Annotated in this window: 14 protein-coding genes; 9 read left to right on the forward strand and 5 right to left on the reverse strand. The window is 70.6% G+C overall.

Features of this window, described 5'->3' with window-relative positions; all coding sequences use genetic code 11:
• Window positions 1–5 precede the first annotated feature (5 nt).
• From ODJ79_RS09175 to ODJ79_RS09185, 3 genes are all read right to left on the reverse strand, one after another.
• On the reverse strand, window positions 6–1,241 hold the full coding sequence (locus ODJ79_RS09175; RefSeq protein ID WP_263022912.1) for a YncE family protein: 1,236 nt from the start codon (window positions 1,239–1,241) through the stop codon (window positions 6–8).
• Between the two features lie 140 nt (window positions 1,242–1,381).
• Window positions 1,382–2,620 (reverse strand): hypothetical protein, encoded by a 1,239-nt coding sequence (locus ODJ79_RS09180; protein WP_263022913.1) that lies wholly within the window; start codon window positions 2,618–2,620, stop codon window positions 1,382–1,384.
• 200 nt (window positions 2,621–2,820) lie between these two features.
• Window positions 2,821–3,774, reverse strand: coding sequence for an alkaline phosphatase family protein (locus tag ODJ79_RS09185; RefSeq protein WP_263022914.1), 954 nt, complete (start codon window positions 3,772–3,774; stop codon window positions 2,821–2,823).
• A 165-nt stretch (window positions 3,775–3,939) separates the two neighbouring features.
• On the opposite strand from ODJ79_RS09185, the gene ODJ79_RS09190 reads away from it, so the two are divergent.
• Window positions 3,940–4,728 (forward strand): hypothetical protein, encoded by a 789-nt coding sequence (locus ODJ79_RS09190; RefSeq protein ID WP_263022915.1) that lies wholly within the window; start codon window positions 3,940–3,942, stop codon window positions 4,726–4,728.
• A gap of 99 nt (window positions 4,729–4,827) precedes the next feature.
• On the opposite strand, the gene ODJ79_RS09195 is transcribed toward ODJ79_RS09190, so the two are convergent.
• The gene (locus tag ODJ79_RS09195) at window positions 4,828–6,447 is read right to left on the reverse strand and encodes an alkaline phosphatase family protein (protein WP_263022916.1); all 1,620 of its coding nucleotides are present in this window, start codon (window positions 6,445–6,447) and stop codon (window positions 4,828–4,830) included.
• 231 nt (window positions 6,448–6,678) lie between these two features.
• Here ODJ79_RS09195 and ODJ79_RS09200 point away from each other — a divergent pair, with 231 nt between their 5' ends.
• The 7 genes from ODJ79_RS09200 (at window position 6,679) to ODJ79_RS09230 (ending at window position 12,395) form a co-directional block, all read left to right on the forward strand.
• Entirely contained in the window at window positions 6,679–7,005 is a 327-nt protein-coding gene (locus ODJ79_RS09200) for a PadR family transcriptional regulator (RefSeq protein WP_263022917.1), read from the forward strand.
• Entirely contained in the window at window positions 7,002–7,358 is a 357-nt protein-coding gene (locus tag ODJ79_RS09205) for a DUF1048 domain-containing protein (RefSeq protein ID WP_263022918.1), read from the forward strand. The genes ODJ79_RS09200 and ODJ79_RS09205 overlap by 4 nt, the downstream gene beginning before the upstream one ends.
• Window position 7,359: 1 nt before the next feature.
• Window positions 7,360–7,686 carry a DUF1048 domain-containing protein gene (locus tag ODJ79_RS09210; RefSeq protein ID WP_263022919.1) on the forward strand — a complete coding sequence of 109 codons (327 nt, stop codon included), beginning with the start codon at window positions 7,360–7,362 and terminating at the stop codon, window positions 7,684–7,686.
• An 8-nt stretch (window positions 7,687–7,694) separates the two neighbouring features.
• Window positions 7,695–8,519, forward strand: a complete 825-nt coding sequence (locus tag ODJ79_RS09215) for an alpha/beta fold hydrolase (RefSeq protein WP_263022920.1) — start codon at window positions 7,695–7,697, stop codon at window positions 8,517–8,519.
• A gap of 147 nt (window positions 8,520–8,666) precedes the next feature.
• Window positions 8,667–10,700, forward strand: coding sequence for a SpoIIE family protein phosphatase (locus ODJ79_RS09220; RefSeq protein WP_263022921.1), 2,034 nt, complete (start codon window positions 8,667–8,669; stop codon window positions 10,698–10,700).
• Window positions 10,701–10,765: 65 nt separating this feature from the next.
• Complete coding sequence (locus ODJ79_RS09225; RefSeq protein ID WP_263022922.1) at window positions 10,766–11,569, forward strand: transglutaminase-like domain-containing protein; 804 nt, start codon at window positions 10,766–10,768, stop codon at window positions 11,567–11,569.
• Between the two features lie 73 nt (window positions 11,570–11,642).
• Complete coding sequence (locus tag ODJ79_RS09230; protein WP_263022923.1) at window positions 11,643–12,395, forward strand: hypothetical protein; 753 nt, start codon at window positions 11,643–11,645, stop codon at window positions 12,393–12,395.
• 44 nt (window positions 12,396–12,439) lie between these two features.
• On the opposite strand, the gene ODJ79_RS09235 is transcribed toward ODJ79_RS09230, so the two are convergent.
• The gene (locus tag ODJ79_RS09235; RefSeq protein ID WP_263022924.1) at window positions 12,440–13,240 is read right to left on the reverse strand and encodes an SDR family NAD(P)-dependent oxidoreductase; all 801 of its coding nucleotides are present in this window, start codon (window positions 13,238–13,240) and stop codon (window positions 12,440–12,442) included.
• A gap of 197 nt (window positions 13,241–13,437) precedes the next feature.
• On the opposite strand from ODJ79_RS09235, the gene ODJ79_RS09240 reads away from it, so the two are divergent.
• Window positions 13,438–14,178, forward strand: coding sequence for an MBL fold metallo-hydrolase (locus ODJ79_RS09240; protein WP_263022925.1), 741 nt, complete (start codon window positions 13,438–13,440; stop codon window positions 14,176–14,178).
• Window positions 14,179–14,230: the final 52 nt, after the last annotated feature.

Raw genomic sequence — 14,230 nt, forward strand, 5'->3', positions numbered from 1 at the left:
GCTGGTCAGCGAAGGATTCCGGTGTGGCCCAGCGAGTAGCGGCCCGGCTGGGGCCAGACGCAGAGGCCGTGTGGCTCGGTGCCGACCGGGATGCGGGCGACGAGGCGGCCGGTCGTGGTGTCGATGGCGTAGACCTCGCGGTCGTAGCGGCCGGAGAGCCACAGGACGCGGCCGTCGGCGGAGACGCCGCCCATGTCGGGGCTGGCGTGGCCGGGCAACTGCCAGGTGGCCACCAGCCGGCCGGTCCGGAAGTCCAGGACGGACACGCTGCCCGCGCCGCGGTTGGCGATGTAGAGGTAGCGGGAGTCGCGGCTGGGGTACAGCCCGTGGGCGCCGTCGCCGGTGGGCACGAAGGTGCGGACCGTCATCCGGTCGCCGTCGACGACCCACAGGCCGCTGGTCTGCATGTCGGCCACGTACCAGGTCTGTCCGTCCGGCGAGATTTTGATGTCCTGGGGCATGGCGTGCCCGGGCAGGTGCAGTCGGCCGACGACGCGCTGGGCGGCGGTGTCGACCTTGACGAGGTCGCCGGTGAACTCGCAGGTCGCGATGAAGTATCGGCCGTCGGCCGAGAAGTCGGCGTGGTTCACCCCGCCGCAGCCCACGGAAAGCACGTGCCGGGGCGCCATGGTGTGCGGGTCGCTGAACACGATCGCCTGGCGCGATTCGGCCATCACCATCGCGAACCGGCCGTCGGGCGTGAAGTAGAGGTTGTACGGGTCGCCGACCGGAACCGGCTTGCCGAACCTGCTGGTGACCGGGTCGATCGGGATCAGCGTGTTGCCGGTGTTGTCGTTGACCCACAGCGTGCGCAGATCCCAGGAGGGCACCACGTGCTGCGGGCCGTGCCCGCCCGGCACGGTGCGGATCACCCGGTACGTCCGGGGGTCGATCACGGAGACGGTGTCGCTGCCGTAGTTGGGGACGTAGACCAGCGGCCGGGCGCGCGCGGCGGCGGCCGCGAAGTGCCCGGGGCGGTCGGCGGCGTAGACATCGGCCGGATCGACCGGCGGCGGCATCCCCGGCAGCAGGCTCCGAACGGCCGCCGCGGACGGCGCCGGCGCGGGCAAAGAGGTGCGGAGTTCGGCCGGAGCCGGGACCGAGCTGCAGCCGGCGAGCAGCATCAGCGCGGTGACGGCCACGGACGCGAACGGTTCTGTGGCGATGACCGGGCGGAGGCGGGCGCGCAGGCCGGCCGGCGGTGGGGCGGTGACCGTGCGAAGAGCATCACGACGGTGCATGTGGCGGATGCTAGGCGGACAGGGATAAGAGCGCGCTGAAGACCCTGAAAGGTATGAATAGGACTAAAGTTGCAGGGCTCGCCCGGGGTAGCGGTGCGCCCAGCACCGCTACCCCGAGGTCTCCGGCTTACCGAGGCCGGTCAGATGCCGTCGTACTTGTTCAGGGTGGTGATCAGCGTGGTGAGCGTCGACGAGCAGTCGGACTGGCTGGGGCGGCCCGCGCGCAGGGCGGACAGGGCGTCGTCGATCTCGCCGTCGAGCTGGTGCCACTTGGCGGGGTCGCGGGGTTTGAGTCCGGCCTCGGCGTCGTCCCAGGCCACCTCGAGGTCTTTGATCCGGGCCTTGCCGCCGGACAGGTCGTTCTTGGCGACCTTGACCTCGACGTCGTTCCCGATGGCGGCGAAGGAGGTGAGGTCGCCGAGCCGGGTGGTCGGATGAACCTTCCGCGCGGGCGCCGCCCCGGGTGCCTCTCCGGCGGGTTGGCCTGCCGCGGGCATCGCCAGGTCGGCGACGGTCAGTGAACTGTTTCCGGACGCGGCGGAGTGCGTGGCGCTGAGCCCTAGGCCCAATGCGGCGACCACCGCGAGCCCGGCGCCTGCCCAGGCAAGGTCGGCTCGATGCCCGCCGGCGGGGCCCGCGCCCTTTTCGGCGACCCCGTGCCGGTTGACCAGCAGTTGCTCGCGAGTGACCAGGACGATGATGACGGCGAAGAACAGGATGCTGGTCGCGCTGGCGCCCAGGGCGAGGCCGCCGAACTGTTTGTCCTGGGTGAGCAGGTCGCCCATCGAGGCGCCGAGCGGCCGGGTGAGCACGTACGCGATCCAGAATGTCAGAACCTGCCCGGCGCCGGCCTGGTACGCGATCCAGGTGGCCAGGATGAGCCCGCCGAAGATCAGCACCCCGTTCCGGAAGCCGAGACTCAGCGCCTCGGTGGCCAGATCGCCCGCGGCGGTGCCGAGCGCGAACGTGGTGAGGATGGCGCCCCAGTAGAAGCCCTCCCGGCGCCGGGTGTCGATCGAGGTGATCGCGAGCGTGTGCTCCTGCCGGTGCCAGACGACGAAGACGACAGCGAGGACGACGGCGAAGACCGCGGTGCTCAGGTAGAGGCTGATCTGAAGCGTGTCGGTGCAGAAGTCGGTGATCTGGGTGCCGACGATGCTCACGAGTACGACGCACAGCCAGTAGGTCCAGGGCGTGTACGCGCGGGTGCGGAACTGGACGACCAGCGCGGTGGTGAGCACGCCGGCCATGAGGGCATCGGTGACCAGCGGTCCGAGGCCGGCGTTCACGGCCAGATAATCGGAGAATGTCTCGCCGATTGTCGTGGACAAGACCTTGATTACCCAGAATGTGGCGGTGATCGCCGGAACTTTGGTCAACCAGACACGCGAGCGTTCTGCGGTGGCATAAGTCACCGACATTATTTCTCCTTAAGAAATCTCGGGAAGAATGCGACGGAACTGATTCCCCGGCCGTTCTCAGGCGGGTGTCACGGCCGCCAATACTCGATCAGCCAGCCTTAAGTTCCGCTGAAACACTCGTGCGGGCGACATCCGCACAAAAGCTCGGAGCAGCAATCTCAGCGTGCTAGAGCTCCGCGAGGCCGGCGTCGGATGCCGAAGGCGGACGCGAGCGAGGTCGCGCCGGCGGCGCAGCGCAGCAGCGGCAGGCGCAATTGTTCCTCGGTGAAACGCAGGGTGGAGCAATGGGTCAGTCGTTGAGCGGTGCGGACGTGTTTCACCGAAGGGGCGACCACGATGGTGGGAATGTGATTGCTGGTGGAGGTGCCCTCGTCCCAGGTGATGATGATGGTGAGCCGGCCCGCGCGGTAATCGGGGCCCGCGACGATGTGCGGCAACCAGGTCCGCAGCCAATGGTCGCCGGCCGCGGTGAGCTCGGTGGGGCAGCTGGGAGCGCCGTGCATGTCGTGGCAGGCGTTCGGGCTGACAAAGGCGTAGGCGGGCAGGACGCCGTTGACCACGTCATGGTGCAGGGCGCCGCCGGTGGGCGTGCCGAGCGGGACGGCCCACCGGCGGCAGTCGGCGCGGGTGTCGCGGAAGTAGGTCGGCGGCACGTGGCGTACGAGATAGGTGTGTTTGCTCCTCAGGGCGCAGCCGCCGGGCGACGACTCGGCGTAGGCCCGCCACTGCCGGCCCGCGGCGCTGAGCTGGTGGAACACGTTGTCGCCGGTCAGCGGGTGGAACTTGGGGTCCTTGTCGTCGCAGATGCCGGCCGTGGTGCCGCTGGTCATCAGGATGTACGCGGCGAGCGAGGGACAGCGCGCCGGATAGCCGGCGTCGTAGTTGGTGGCGATGCCGTACCTGGCGGCCAGCCTGTTCAGGTACGGGGCGTGCGGGTCGCCGATGATGTCGTGGTACCCGTGGTTCTCCTCGGCGATGACCATGACCTTGCGGCCGGTTTCCGGCGCCGGTGCCGAGACGCCGGCCGACGGCGTCGGTTCCGGCGGGCCGAGCTCCCAGGCCGTGGTGACGACCACCGCGGCGACCACGATGGCGGCCGCGCACGGTTTCATCCGATTTCTCCAAGCATGGCCGGTCGGCGCGGGCCACTGCAATGACGTCACGGCGGCGAAAGCTATCGACCGGCGCCTGAGGAAAGCATGAAAACGCCGGGCGTTACCCCCGATCGAGGGTGCGTTCAGCGCTTTTTCAGGGTCGGGCCGAGAGCCTGTCGCGCCGTGACTGTCAATGAACGGATCCGGCCTCTCGACCCTGCGGCGCTCGCGGTGAAGGTGCCGCCGGTGACCGCCCTGTTCTGGATCATCAAGGTGCTGACCACAGGGATGGGGGAGACCGCCTCGGATTACCTGGCCCGGACGATCGCGCCGGAGGTGGCGGTCGGTGCGGCCGGGCTGGTGCTGGCCGGGGCGCTGGTCGTGCAGGTGCGGGCCCGCTCGTACTCGACCGGGCTGTACTGGTTCGCGGTGGTCATGGTCAGCGTGTTCGGGACGATGGCGGCCGATGTGCTGCATGTGGGGCTGGGCATCCCGTACACGGTCTCGACGACTTTCTTCGCGGTGGCGCTGGTCGCGGTGCTGGGCCTGTGGTATCTCAGCGAGCGCACGCTGTCCATCCACACCGTGACCCGCGGGCGGCCGGAGTTGTTCTATTGGGCGACCGTGCTGGTGACGTTCGCGCTCGGCACGGCGGCCGGCGATCTGACCGCCACCACTTTCGGGTGGGGCTATCTGGTGTCCGGGTTCGTGTTCGCGGCGGCGATCGTGGTGCCGGGGCTGGCGTTCCGGGCGCGGTCGATGAATGCGGTGGCGGCGTTCTGGACGGCGTACGTGATCACCCGGCCGCTCGGGGCGTCGTTCGCCGACTGGATGGGCGTGCCGGTGTCGCGCGGCGGGCTCGGCTGGGGGACCGGGCCGGTGACCGTCGCCTGGGCCGTGGTCATCGTCGCGCTGATCGCCTACCTGGCGGTGCGCGGCAACGACGCGCCCGAGCCGGCCCTGCCGGCCTGACGCGGCGTCCCGACGGCACACCGGCTTTCGACGGGCCGGCCCGTGGCCGGACACCGCTCTCCAACTCAGTGGCCCGTAGCCGCGACTGTCACCGTCCATTCAGCCGGGGAGCGGGGCGGTGTGCTGGATGCGGACGGCGTCCAGCTCGCGCGGGTCGAGGCCGAGCAGGCGCAGGATGGTCGGCGCGATCTGGGTGGTCTCGACCGGCGTGTCCACCGTGTCCCGGGCGGTGCCGGGGCCGGAGACCACGATCGGCACGTGCCGGTCGGCCGGCGCGTCACCGCCGTGCTCGGCGATCTTCGACTTCTTCGCGGTGTAGACCACGCCCGGCTGGGCGATGCCGATCAGGTCGGGCACCCGCGCGTCGCCGGGGCGGACCCCGATGAACGCGGCGGCGGCCGCGCCGGCGTACACCCGGGAAAGACCGGACGCGGTGTACGGCCGGGCAGTGCCGGTGATGTCGTTGCCGGTGCCGTCGTGGTGCAGCAGGAAGCCTTGCGCGAAGGCGGTGGCGGCGGGGGACCGGTCGGTCAGCCAGATCAGCATCGTGTCGTCGTCGACCGAGAACGCGACCAGGTCGCCGGTGTGACCGGCCGCGGTCCAGGCCGCGTTCAGCGCGTCCAGGATCGCGCCGTCGTCGATCCGGGTCAGCTGGGCCGGGTCGGTGGGGGACTGGCCGTGCTTGGCCGACACGATGATCGTGGTGCGGCCGGTCAGGTGCTGCCGGGCGAGTTCGGCGGTGAACCGGCCGATCTGGGCGTCCACGAAGTCGAGCGCCGCGGAGAGCACCGGCCCGGGCGTGCGCCCGTCGGCCAGGTAGCCGCCGGCCTGCCCGTCCGAGGTCGGCAGCTTCTGCGCGGTCGAGACGGTCTGGAAGTTCATCCCGAACACCGCGGGCGTGCCCAGTTTGATCGAGCGGCTGTGGTCGTACCCGTCGATCTGGTTGAGCACGGCCTGCACCTTGTAGCCGTCGTACTGCTGGGTCAGGCGGTTGACCTTGGTCCAGTCGTCGCCGGCGGCGTCGGCGGTGCTGTTCACCTCCGGCGTGAACAGGTCCTGGATGCCCGCGCCGGACGGACCCTGCAGGATGTCGTACGCGGGGTGCTTGTCGGACCAGGCGGTCACCAGCCCGTGCCGGCGGGCGACCTCGAAGACCGTGTTCACCTTGAGGTACTGGTGCGGGTAGACCGGGGCGCAGGTGGCCGGGTCGACCGGCAGTTGCGCCGGGTCGATGACCTGCTCGGGCGAGCCGGTCATGGCGAGGATGGAGCCGGGCAGCCCGGCCAGGCCCTGTCCGGCGTCGAGCCGGGTCGGGTCCCGGTCGGCCGGCTCGGCGTAGTCGACCTCGGCGCCCGGTTTCGCCCCGGCGCACTTGCTCGTCCCGGCGGGCAGCAGCGCCGCGTTCCAGGTGTCGTCGTAGTAGACGCCGGTGGTACCCGGGTTACCGCCGGTGACCTGGGCCAGCATGCCGGGGAACGAGTCGGACGGGTACGGCGTGGCCGCGTTGCGGTAGCCGGTGCCGGACGCGGTGAGCGCGGCGAGCGTCGAGTGCGGATGGTGCTGCACGTACCAGTCGAGGTCCTGCTGGTGCAGGCCGTCGACGGAGAGCAGCAGCACGTGCGACGAATGCGACGGATGCGCACCGGCGGGCGCGGCATCGGCCGGTGTGGCGGCCAGCAGACCCAGCACGGCGACGAAGCCGACGGCGGAACGGATCATCTCGGGATCCTTTCTCGAGATCCGCGAACCTGTGCCGCCTGTCTATGAGCCGATGGTGAACAGCCGAGCCGTCGCCGGCATACGGCAGATGACCCGGACACCGACGAACGTCGCCGGTCTTCAGCGATCCTTCAGCATCGGCCTGCTTGTGCGGCTCCGGTGGCCGGTACTCGGTGATACCGTATAGTGGTACTCGGTGGTACGAGGTACTGCCGCTCGGGAGGAGCCGCGATGGAGGACCTGACAGAGATGCTGAAGGGCACGCTCGAGGGCTGCGTGCTCGAGATCATCGCCGGCGAGGAGACCTACGGGTACGCCATCACCCGCCGGCTCAACGAGCTCGGCTTCGCCGACGTCATCGAGGGAACGGTCTACACCATCCTGCTGCGGCTGGAGCGCAACGGCCTGGTCCAGGTGACGAAACGACCGTCCGAGGTGGGCCCGCCGCGCAAGTTCTACGCACTCAACGACGCCGGGCGCAGGGAACTCGCGACGTTCTGGGCGAAATGGCAATACGTCTCATCCCGCATCGACAAGCTCAAGGAGGGCGGCCGATGAACTTCTGGGCGACCATCACCGGCAGCGATCTCACCAGGGACTGGAAAGCCTTCGAAGCCCGGGCCCAGGCGCTGCCGGCCGACCACCGCGAGGCCTGGGAGCAGATCAAGAGCAACCTCTTCCCGTACGGGGATTTCACCGGTCGCAACCTGACCCCGATCGTCGACGCCGCCCTGGGACTGCTCGAGGAGGCCTCGGCGGACGGGCAGAGCGTCGTCGAGGTGCTCGGCGATGACATCCCGGGCTTCTGCGCGGCGCTGGCCGGCGGGGCGGGCGCCCGGACCTACCGCGACCGGTGGCGCGAGCAATTGAACCGCAACGTCGCCCGCAAACTGGCCCGGCTGGGAGGCTGACATGGGCATCCAGGACATCATCGAGGGCAAGAGGCAGTGGCGGGCACACCTGGCCCGGGTCAAGGCACTCCCGCCGGACTACCAGATCGTCTACCAGGAAATGCAGCGGTATCTGTTCAAGGTCGGGCCGGTCGACCTGGCCGACGGCACCCTGCTCTCCGGCATCGTCGACTTCTTCACCGAGGGCGCCGCCTCCGGCAAGAGCGTCACCGAGCTCATCGGCACCGACGTCGCCGCCTTCGCCGACGGCCTGATCAAGGACTCCCGCACGTACGCGGACATCTATCAGGAGTCCCTCGGCGCAAAGCCCGGCACGGACGAGAAGTGAGGGCGACGGTGACTGTCAAAGATTCCGTCTGGACCGGCAAGGTGCCGGTCGACGACACCACACTGTATGTGGCCGACACTGGCGGCCGCGGCGTTCCCGTGCTCTACCTCAACGGTGCCTACGCCGATCAGTCGCATTGGCGGCGGGTCATCGCCGGCCTGGGCGACGCCTACCGGCACATCACCTACGACGAGCGCGCCCGCGGCAGGTCGGGGCGCTCCGCGGACTACTCGTTCGAGGCCTGCCTGCGGGATGTCGATGCCGTGCTGACGGCCCGCGGCGTGGACCGGGCACTGCTGGTCGGCTGGTCCTACGGCGGCGTCCTGGCCTGGCACTGGGCCGACCGGAACCCCGAGCGGGTGCTGGGCGTGGTGTGCGTGGACGCCTTCCCGGTCGGCCTGACCGGCGAGGACGGTCACGCGCGCATCCGCAAGCTGTTCCGGCGGATGCGGTTGTTCCTGCCGATCGCCGCCCGGCTGCGCCTGGCCGCGCGGATGAGCGCCGACCAGCACGCCGACGTCAACATCGAGCTCAACGAGATCGGCGCCGCCAGCGTGCCGGTCCTCGACCGACTGACCTGCCCGGTGCGGTTCGTCCTGGCCACCGGCGACAGCCTCGGCACCAGGGACGGCGAAATGGAGGAAGGACGAAAGGTGCTCGACCCGATCCTCGCTCGTAACCCGAACCTCACGGTGAGCGCCAAGGTCGCGAGCAACCACACCAGGATCCTGCGCAACGACTCGCCCGCCGTCGCCATGGCTATCGCGGTGACGGCGGGGCTGGACGACAACGGTCCGGCCCAGGGCGGCGCCGGGCCGGATGCTTGCAGTTGAGCAACGAACCGTCCGGTGGCTTTCCGCGGCCCGCATGAGTGGTCACCATTGCGGTATGACTGCGACCAGGCATCGGGGCAACGCCGGAGCGGGGCCTGTGACGATCCGGTCGCGCTTCCCCGGCGCCGGCGGGGGCGAGGCGGGTTGATGGCCCGCCGCGGGCAGCCCGGGCAGCCGTCGCAGGGTGAGCTGTTCGCCTTGCTGGACGCTGATCCGCACGGCTGCGCGCTGGCAACGGCGATCCGGGGCGAGGACGGGGAGATCGTCGATTTCCGGCTGGTGTACCTGAACGAGGCGGGTTGCCGGTTCCTGCAGCGGCCGCCGGAGCAGCTGCTCGGGCGTACCTATCGGCAGTTGTGGCCGGAGACGGTGACCGACGGCACGCTGTCGCTGTACCGGCGGGTGGTGCAGGAGCGGGTGCCCGAAGCCCGCACGGTGTACTACGACCGGGCCAGCCTGGCCGGGCATTTCGAGATCCGGCTGGTGCCCTTCGGCGACGGGTTCGTGGCCCGGTTCGTCGACCTGAGCAAGTTGACTATGGGGTCGCAGACCGACGGCGGAACCCGGCTGTACGACGCGCTCGACGCCGCGTTCGACGGGTTCGCCCTGCTGCGCCCGGTCCGCGACGACACCGGCCAGGTCGTCGACTTCGTTCAGGAGTACGTCAACCAGATCGGCGCCAAGCTGGCCGGGCGCAGCGTGGAGGACCTCGTCGGCAAGCGGATCGGCGACCCGGCCGGCAACGCCGCGGAGGCCGCCCTGCTGGCGAATCTCGTGACCGTCGCGCAGACGGGGGAACCGTGGCACGATCAGCTCGTCGCGCCGGACATGGCGCAGGTCTGGGAGCTCAAGGCGGTCTCGATCGACGCCGGATACGTCGCGGTGTCGTACCGGGACATCACCGAACAGGTCGACCGCGAACGGGAACTGCGACACACCGCCGCGCAGGCGCAGGCAGCGGCGGAGCGTACCAGCGCGTTGCAGACGGTGACCGCCGCGCTCGCGGCGGCCAGCACGCCGGACGAGGTGTACCAGGCGATGGGCACGGTGCTGCGGCCCTCCGCCGGTGGTCACGGCCTGGCCGTGCTGCTCATCGACAACGACCGGCTCGTGCTGCACTATCACGCCGGGTACGAGCAGCACGTGGTCGAGCAGCTGCGGGCACTTCCGATGTCGCACCCGTACCCGGCGACCGCGGTCGCGGCCACCGGAGACGCCCGATACCTTTGCTCGCCGCAGGAGTTCGCGGCGGCGCAGCCCGACCCCGCGGTCGCGGTGTCCGGCGGCAGCCGAGCAGCCTGGGCGTTCCTGCCGCTGAGCACCGCCGGGCAGGTGCTCGGCACGCTGGTGATCGGCTACCGGGAACCCCGCGAGTTCGACCCGGCCGAACGCGCGAACCTGACCGCGTTCAGCCGGTTGGCCGCCCAGGCCCTGCAGCGTGCCCTGCTGTACCGGGCGCAGATGTCGATCGCCGCCGACCTGCAACGGGCGTTGCTGCCCGCCGTGCTGCCCACCCTGCCGGGCGCCCGGCACGCGGTGCGCTACCTGCCGTGGACCGAGGGCGCCGAGGTCGGCGGGGACTGGTACGACGTGATCCAGATCGCCCCACGGCGGGCCGTGATAGTCATCGGTGACGTCGCCGGGCACAGCCCGCAGGCCGCGGCCGTCATGGGCCAGCTGCGCAGCGCCCTGCGCGCGTACGCCGCCGACGGCTACCACCCGGCCGAGGTCCTGCGCCGCGCGAGCGCCCACCTGGCCCGGTACGAGCCGCACGCCATGGCGACGTGCTGCTACCTCGAGCTGGACCTGCAGGGCGGCACCGCCACCGCCGTCCTTGCCGGACACCCGCCCCCGCTCCTGCGGGCCGACGGCGTGGCCCGCCCGCTGCCGTTGCGGGTCGGGCCGCCCCTGGGCATCCGACACGCGGAATACACCGACCACGTGTTCGCGCTGCCGCCCGGTTGCAGTCTGGTGCTCTACACCGACGGGCTGATCGAGGACCGCCGGTACACCGTGGACCAGGGACTTGCCGACCTGTGCGAAGCGGTTGGCGCGGCGCCCACCGACGACCCGGAGGCGTTGGTCGAGCACATCCTCGGTGCCGACGTCGGACCCACGCCCCGAAGTGACGACGTCGCCATCCTGGCCCTGACCGTCGACCCTTCGCCCCGCCCGGTCTGACGAGCGGTCATTTTTTGGGTGTCACAGCGTGCCGATCGGAAACGTCGGACGGTGACAATGGGCGCATGTGGGTACCGGGCGTGGGGGCGACGCTGACGTACGACATCGCGGCTCCGGCGGTGATCGCGTGGCAGATCGCGGCGGCGGGCCGGGCCGGCGGCGAAGCGCTGGACGCGACGCTCGACGGCACCCCGGTCGGAATCACCGAGGTGGCGGGCTCCGGCGGGCCGCTGGGTGGGCGGACGCACCTGGTGGCCTGCGGGCCCGGGCAGTTGGTCGTCACATACACCAGCAACGGCCCGAGCCCGGCGCCGCGGCCCGCGGCACCGACGGGTTTGGACCGGATCGTAGCGATGCGCCCAAGCCGCTACTGCCCATCGGACCGGCTCGGTGGCTACGCCGCCCGCTACCGCCGCGCCGACGAACTCGCGACCGTCCGGGCGATCGTCGCCGATGTCCATCATTCGCTGACGTACGACGCGGCGGCGACCGGCCCGACGACCGATGCGATCGACACCTTGCTGGCCGGGCGCGGGGTGTGCCGCGACTACGCCCACCTCACCGCCGCCCTGTGCCGTGCCGTCGGCGTACCGGCACGCGTCGCCGCCGTGTACGCGCCCGGCCTCGATCCGATGGACTTTCACCTGGTCGCGGAGACCGCGCTCGGCGACGAATGGCTCGTGTGGGACGCCACCCGACTCGCCCCGCGCCAGTCCTTGGTCCGCGTGGCGACCGGCCGCGACGCGGCAGACGTGGCCTTCGGCACGGTGCTGTCGGGAACGGCGGTCCTGGTCGACATGGCCGTCACCGCGGTCACCGACGGCGACCTCCCGGCAGATGACCACGAGGCAGTCGTCGAGCTCCCGTAGGCGAGGCCGCTGGTGTCGGCCGGCTGGTGGGGTCGTACTAGCCTCGCAGGTCGTGGCGGAGGGAGCCGGGTCCATGGCGGGCAGCCCGTACGAGACATTGATCGAGACCATGCGCACGCCCGAGTTCTGGCGCTGCTACCTGTTCGACGAGGAGAACGGCTTCGACCTCAGCGGCGAGAGCGAGCGGATCGCCGAGCTGATCGGCGACGACGTGCGGCTGGGTTTGCCCGCCCGCAGCCCGTGGCTGCTGCGCCTGCGGCTGTTCTTCGACGTCAGCGTGTTCGAGCTGCGCCTGGAGACGTTGCACAACGACGAGCTCGACGAATGCGACGACGACGAGTACGCCGCACTCGGCGACGACTACGAGACCCATTTGTTCCACGAGTTGGGCCACTGGGACCAGGCGCGCTGGTCCCCGTGGTGCCTGCGCTGGGAGGAGGTGGGGGCGGTGGTCCAGCGGATGGCCGCCGACGCCGACCGGCAGCCGATCCCGCCGGAGCTGGCGATGCTGCTGTTGGCCCACTTCGTCGGGCACGGCGCGGGCGACGAGGAACGGCTGGCCGCCGGGCGGCAGCTGATGGCGGGCATGTTCACCCGCCTGGGCGTATTCCGGGACGCGGAGGCCGACCGCATGGCGGCGCGGCTACTGCTGGCCGCGCCGGAGGACGACTACGCGTGGCGGCGCAGCCCGGAGCACGGCTGGGTCTTCGGCGGCGAGTACCCCTGCTACTCGCGGCGCAACGCCGACCACGACAGCTTCCCGTTCGAGGAGTGGGCCGAGTTCCGGACGCTGCTCGGCGTACCCAACGAGATCTTGGACGCGTAAAGCCTCCAAGATCGGCCCGGCCACCATCGCGGCCGTGGTGCCGGTCACGGTGACTGCCGTGCGAGCAGCAGCGCCTCGGTGCGCTCCCGCAGCCGGGCGCGGAACGCCTGGTCGTGAGCCTGGTCAAGGGCCCGCGCGGGTTGCGTGCCGTTGAAGTATCGACCGGTCACGCCGTCGAGGTCAGGGTCGGTGACCAGGCGCAGCGTCGCGTGCAGCCCTTGCTCCAGCGAGTCGATGGTGCCGTAGCGGGACTCGCGCACCATCGTGGTCGGCATCAGGGAGGCCGGGTGCAGGCAGTTGGCGGTGACGCCGGTACCGGCCAGTTCGTCGGCGAGGTCGAAGGTGTGCGCGATCAGCGCCAGCTTGGACCTTCGGTACGCCTCGACCCCGTCGTACTCCCGTTGCATCATCAGGTCATCGAGGTCGACCGGACGCTGCCCGGCCGACGCGACGTTGACGACCCGGGCGGAACCGGACCGGCGCAGCGCCGGCAGCAGCAGCCTGGTCAGCAGGTACGGCGCCAGGTAGTTGACCGCGAAGCGCAACTCGTACCCGTCGCGGGACAGTTCCCGGCCGGCACCCGGCGCGCCGAACCCCACGCCGGCGTTGTTGACCAGCACGTCGAGCCGGGCGGCGTGGTCGGCGACCTGGGCCGCGAGCCCGCGTACCTCGTCGAGGGAGGACAGATCAGCGCGGATGGCCACGGCGCCGGTCTCCTGGGCGACGCCGGCCAGCCGCCCGGGGTCACGGCCGTGGACGATGAGCTGGTGCCCCGCCCCGGCCAGCTCGCTCGCCAGCGCCCGCCCCAGCCCGTCCGAGGCACCGGTGATCAAGATGTTCGCCACGGTGCCAGTCTGCCGCGACAGGAGCCGCGCGTGCACCGGTGCTCGCGTCACATCGAACGTGACGCCGGCAACGGTGCTACCGTCGTCGAGCGTCGACGGCGACGGCAGGAAGACGCCACCGATCAGACCTTGGCGAACTTCGGCGGCGGTGGTTGCGGCTACGGCTTCCCGTGCAGCCTGTGTGGGGAGAATGCGGCATGAGCGATGTCAGACTGACCCGACGCGGCCTGTTCTTCACGGCCGGAGCCGGTGTGCTCGGCGTGGCCGTGGTCAACACCCTGGCGGGGTGCGCGGACGACTCGCCGAACTCCCCGTCGGGCTCCTCGTCCACCCCGGCACCCGGCCCCGCCGACATCGGCGGCTGGAAACGGGTCGACATGTCCTACGTCTCCGCGTACCTGCTGGTCCGTGGCAAGGAGGTCGCCGTCGTCGACCTTGGCACGCCCGGCTCCGAGGCATCCATCGAGGAGGGGCTCAAGGCGGCGGGGCAGAATTGGGCCGCCGTCAAGCACGTGATCCTCACCCACCAGCACGACGACCACGTGGGTGGCCTCAACGAGGTGTCCAAGGTCGTGACGGCCTCGTTCTACGCGGGCGTCCTGGACGTCGCCTCGATCATCACCGACGCCCGGCTCAAGCCGGTGAAGCAGGGTGACGAGGTGTTAGGCTTGCAGATCATCGACACCCCGGGGCACACGCTCGGGCACATCTCGGTGTTCGATCCCTCGAACGGGGTGCTCGTCTCCGGCGACGCGCTGCGCACCAACAGCGGCTCGCTGACCGGCTCCGACCCGCAGTACACGACCGACGAGGCGAAAGCCGCCACGTCGGTGAAGAAATTGGCGACGATGGACATCAAGGCGATCCTGCCCGGCCACGGCGAACCGGTGCTCGTCAACGCGTCCGCCGAGCTGCAGAAGCTGGCCGCGACGCTGTGACCGCGCGGCCCCGGCCGGCGTAGGCGCTCGATCCCGGAGGTGAGGCAGGCGT

This window comes from Actinoplanes sp. KI2, assembly GCF_025630775.1.
Taxonomy (GTDB): domain Bacteria; phylum Actinomycetota; class Actinomycetes; order Mycobacteriales; family Micromonosporaceae; genus Actinoplanes.

What these genes read in the sequence shown, in the direction of transcription:
- ODJ79_RS09240 (WP_263022925.1), top strand. Translation starts at nt 13,438, where the DNA reads ATGAGCGATGTCAGACTGACCCGACGCGGCCTGTTCTTCACGGCCGGA.
- ODJ79_RS09185 (WP_263022914.1), bottom strand. Translation starts at nt 3,774, where the DNA reads ATGAAACCGTGCGCGGCCGCCATCGTGGTCGCCGCGGTGGTCGTCACC.
- ODJ79_RS09225 (WP_263022922.1), top strand. Translation starts at nt 10,766, where the DNA reads ATGTGGGTACCGGGCGTGGGGGCGACGCTGACGTACGACATCGCGGCT.
- ODJ79_RS09205 (WP_263022918.1), top strand. Translation starts at nt 7,002, where the DNA reads ATGAACTTCTGGGCGACCATCACCGGCAGCGATCTCACCAGGGACTGG.
- ODJ79_RS09175 (WP_263022912.1), bottom strand. Translation starts at nt 1,241, where the DNA reads ATGCACCGTCGTGATGCTCTTCGCACGGTCACCGCCCCACCGCCGGCC.
- ODJ79_RS09220 (WP_263022921.1), top strand. Translation starts at nt 8,667, where the DNA reads ATGGCCCGCCGCGGGCAGCCCGGGCAGCCGTCGCAGGGTGAGCTGTTC.
- ODJ79_RS09210 (WP_263022919.1), top strand. Translation starts at nt 7,360, where the DNA reads ATGGGCATCCAGGACATCATCGAGGGCAAGAGGCAGTGGCGGGCACAC.
- ODJ79_RS09230 (WP_263022923.1), top strand. Translation starts at nt 11,643, where the DNA reads ATGGCGGGCAGCCCGTACGAGACATTGATCGAGACCATGCGCACGCCC.
- ODJ79_RS09195 (WP_263022916.1), bottom strand. Translation starts at nt 6,447, where the DNA reads ATGATCCGTTCCGCCGTCGGCTTCGTCGCCGTGCTGGGTCTGCTGGCC.
- ODJ79_RS09200 (WP_263022917.1), top strand. Translation starts at nt 6,679, where the DNA reads ATGGAGGACCTGACAGAGATGCTGAAGGGCACGCTCGAGGGCTGCGTG.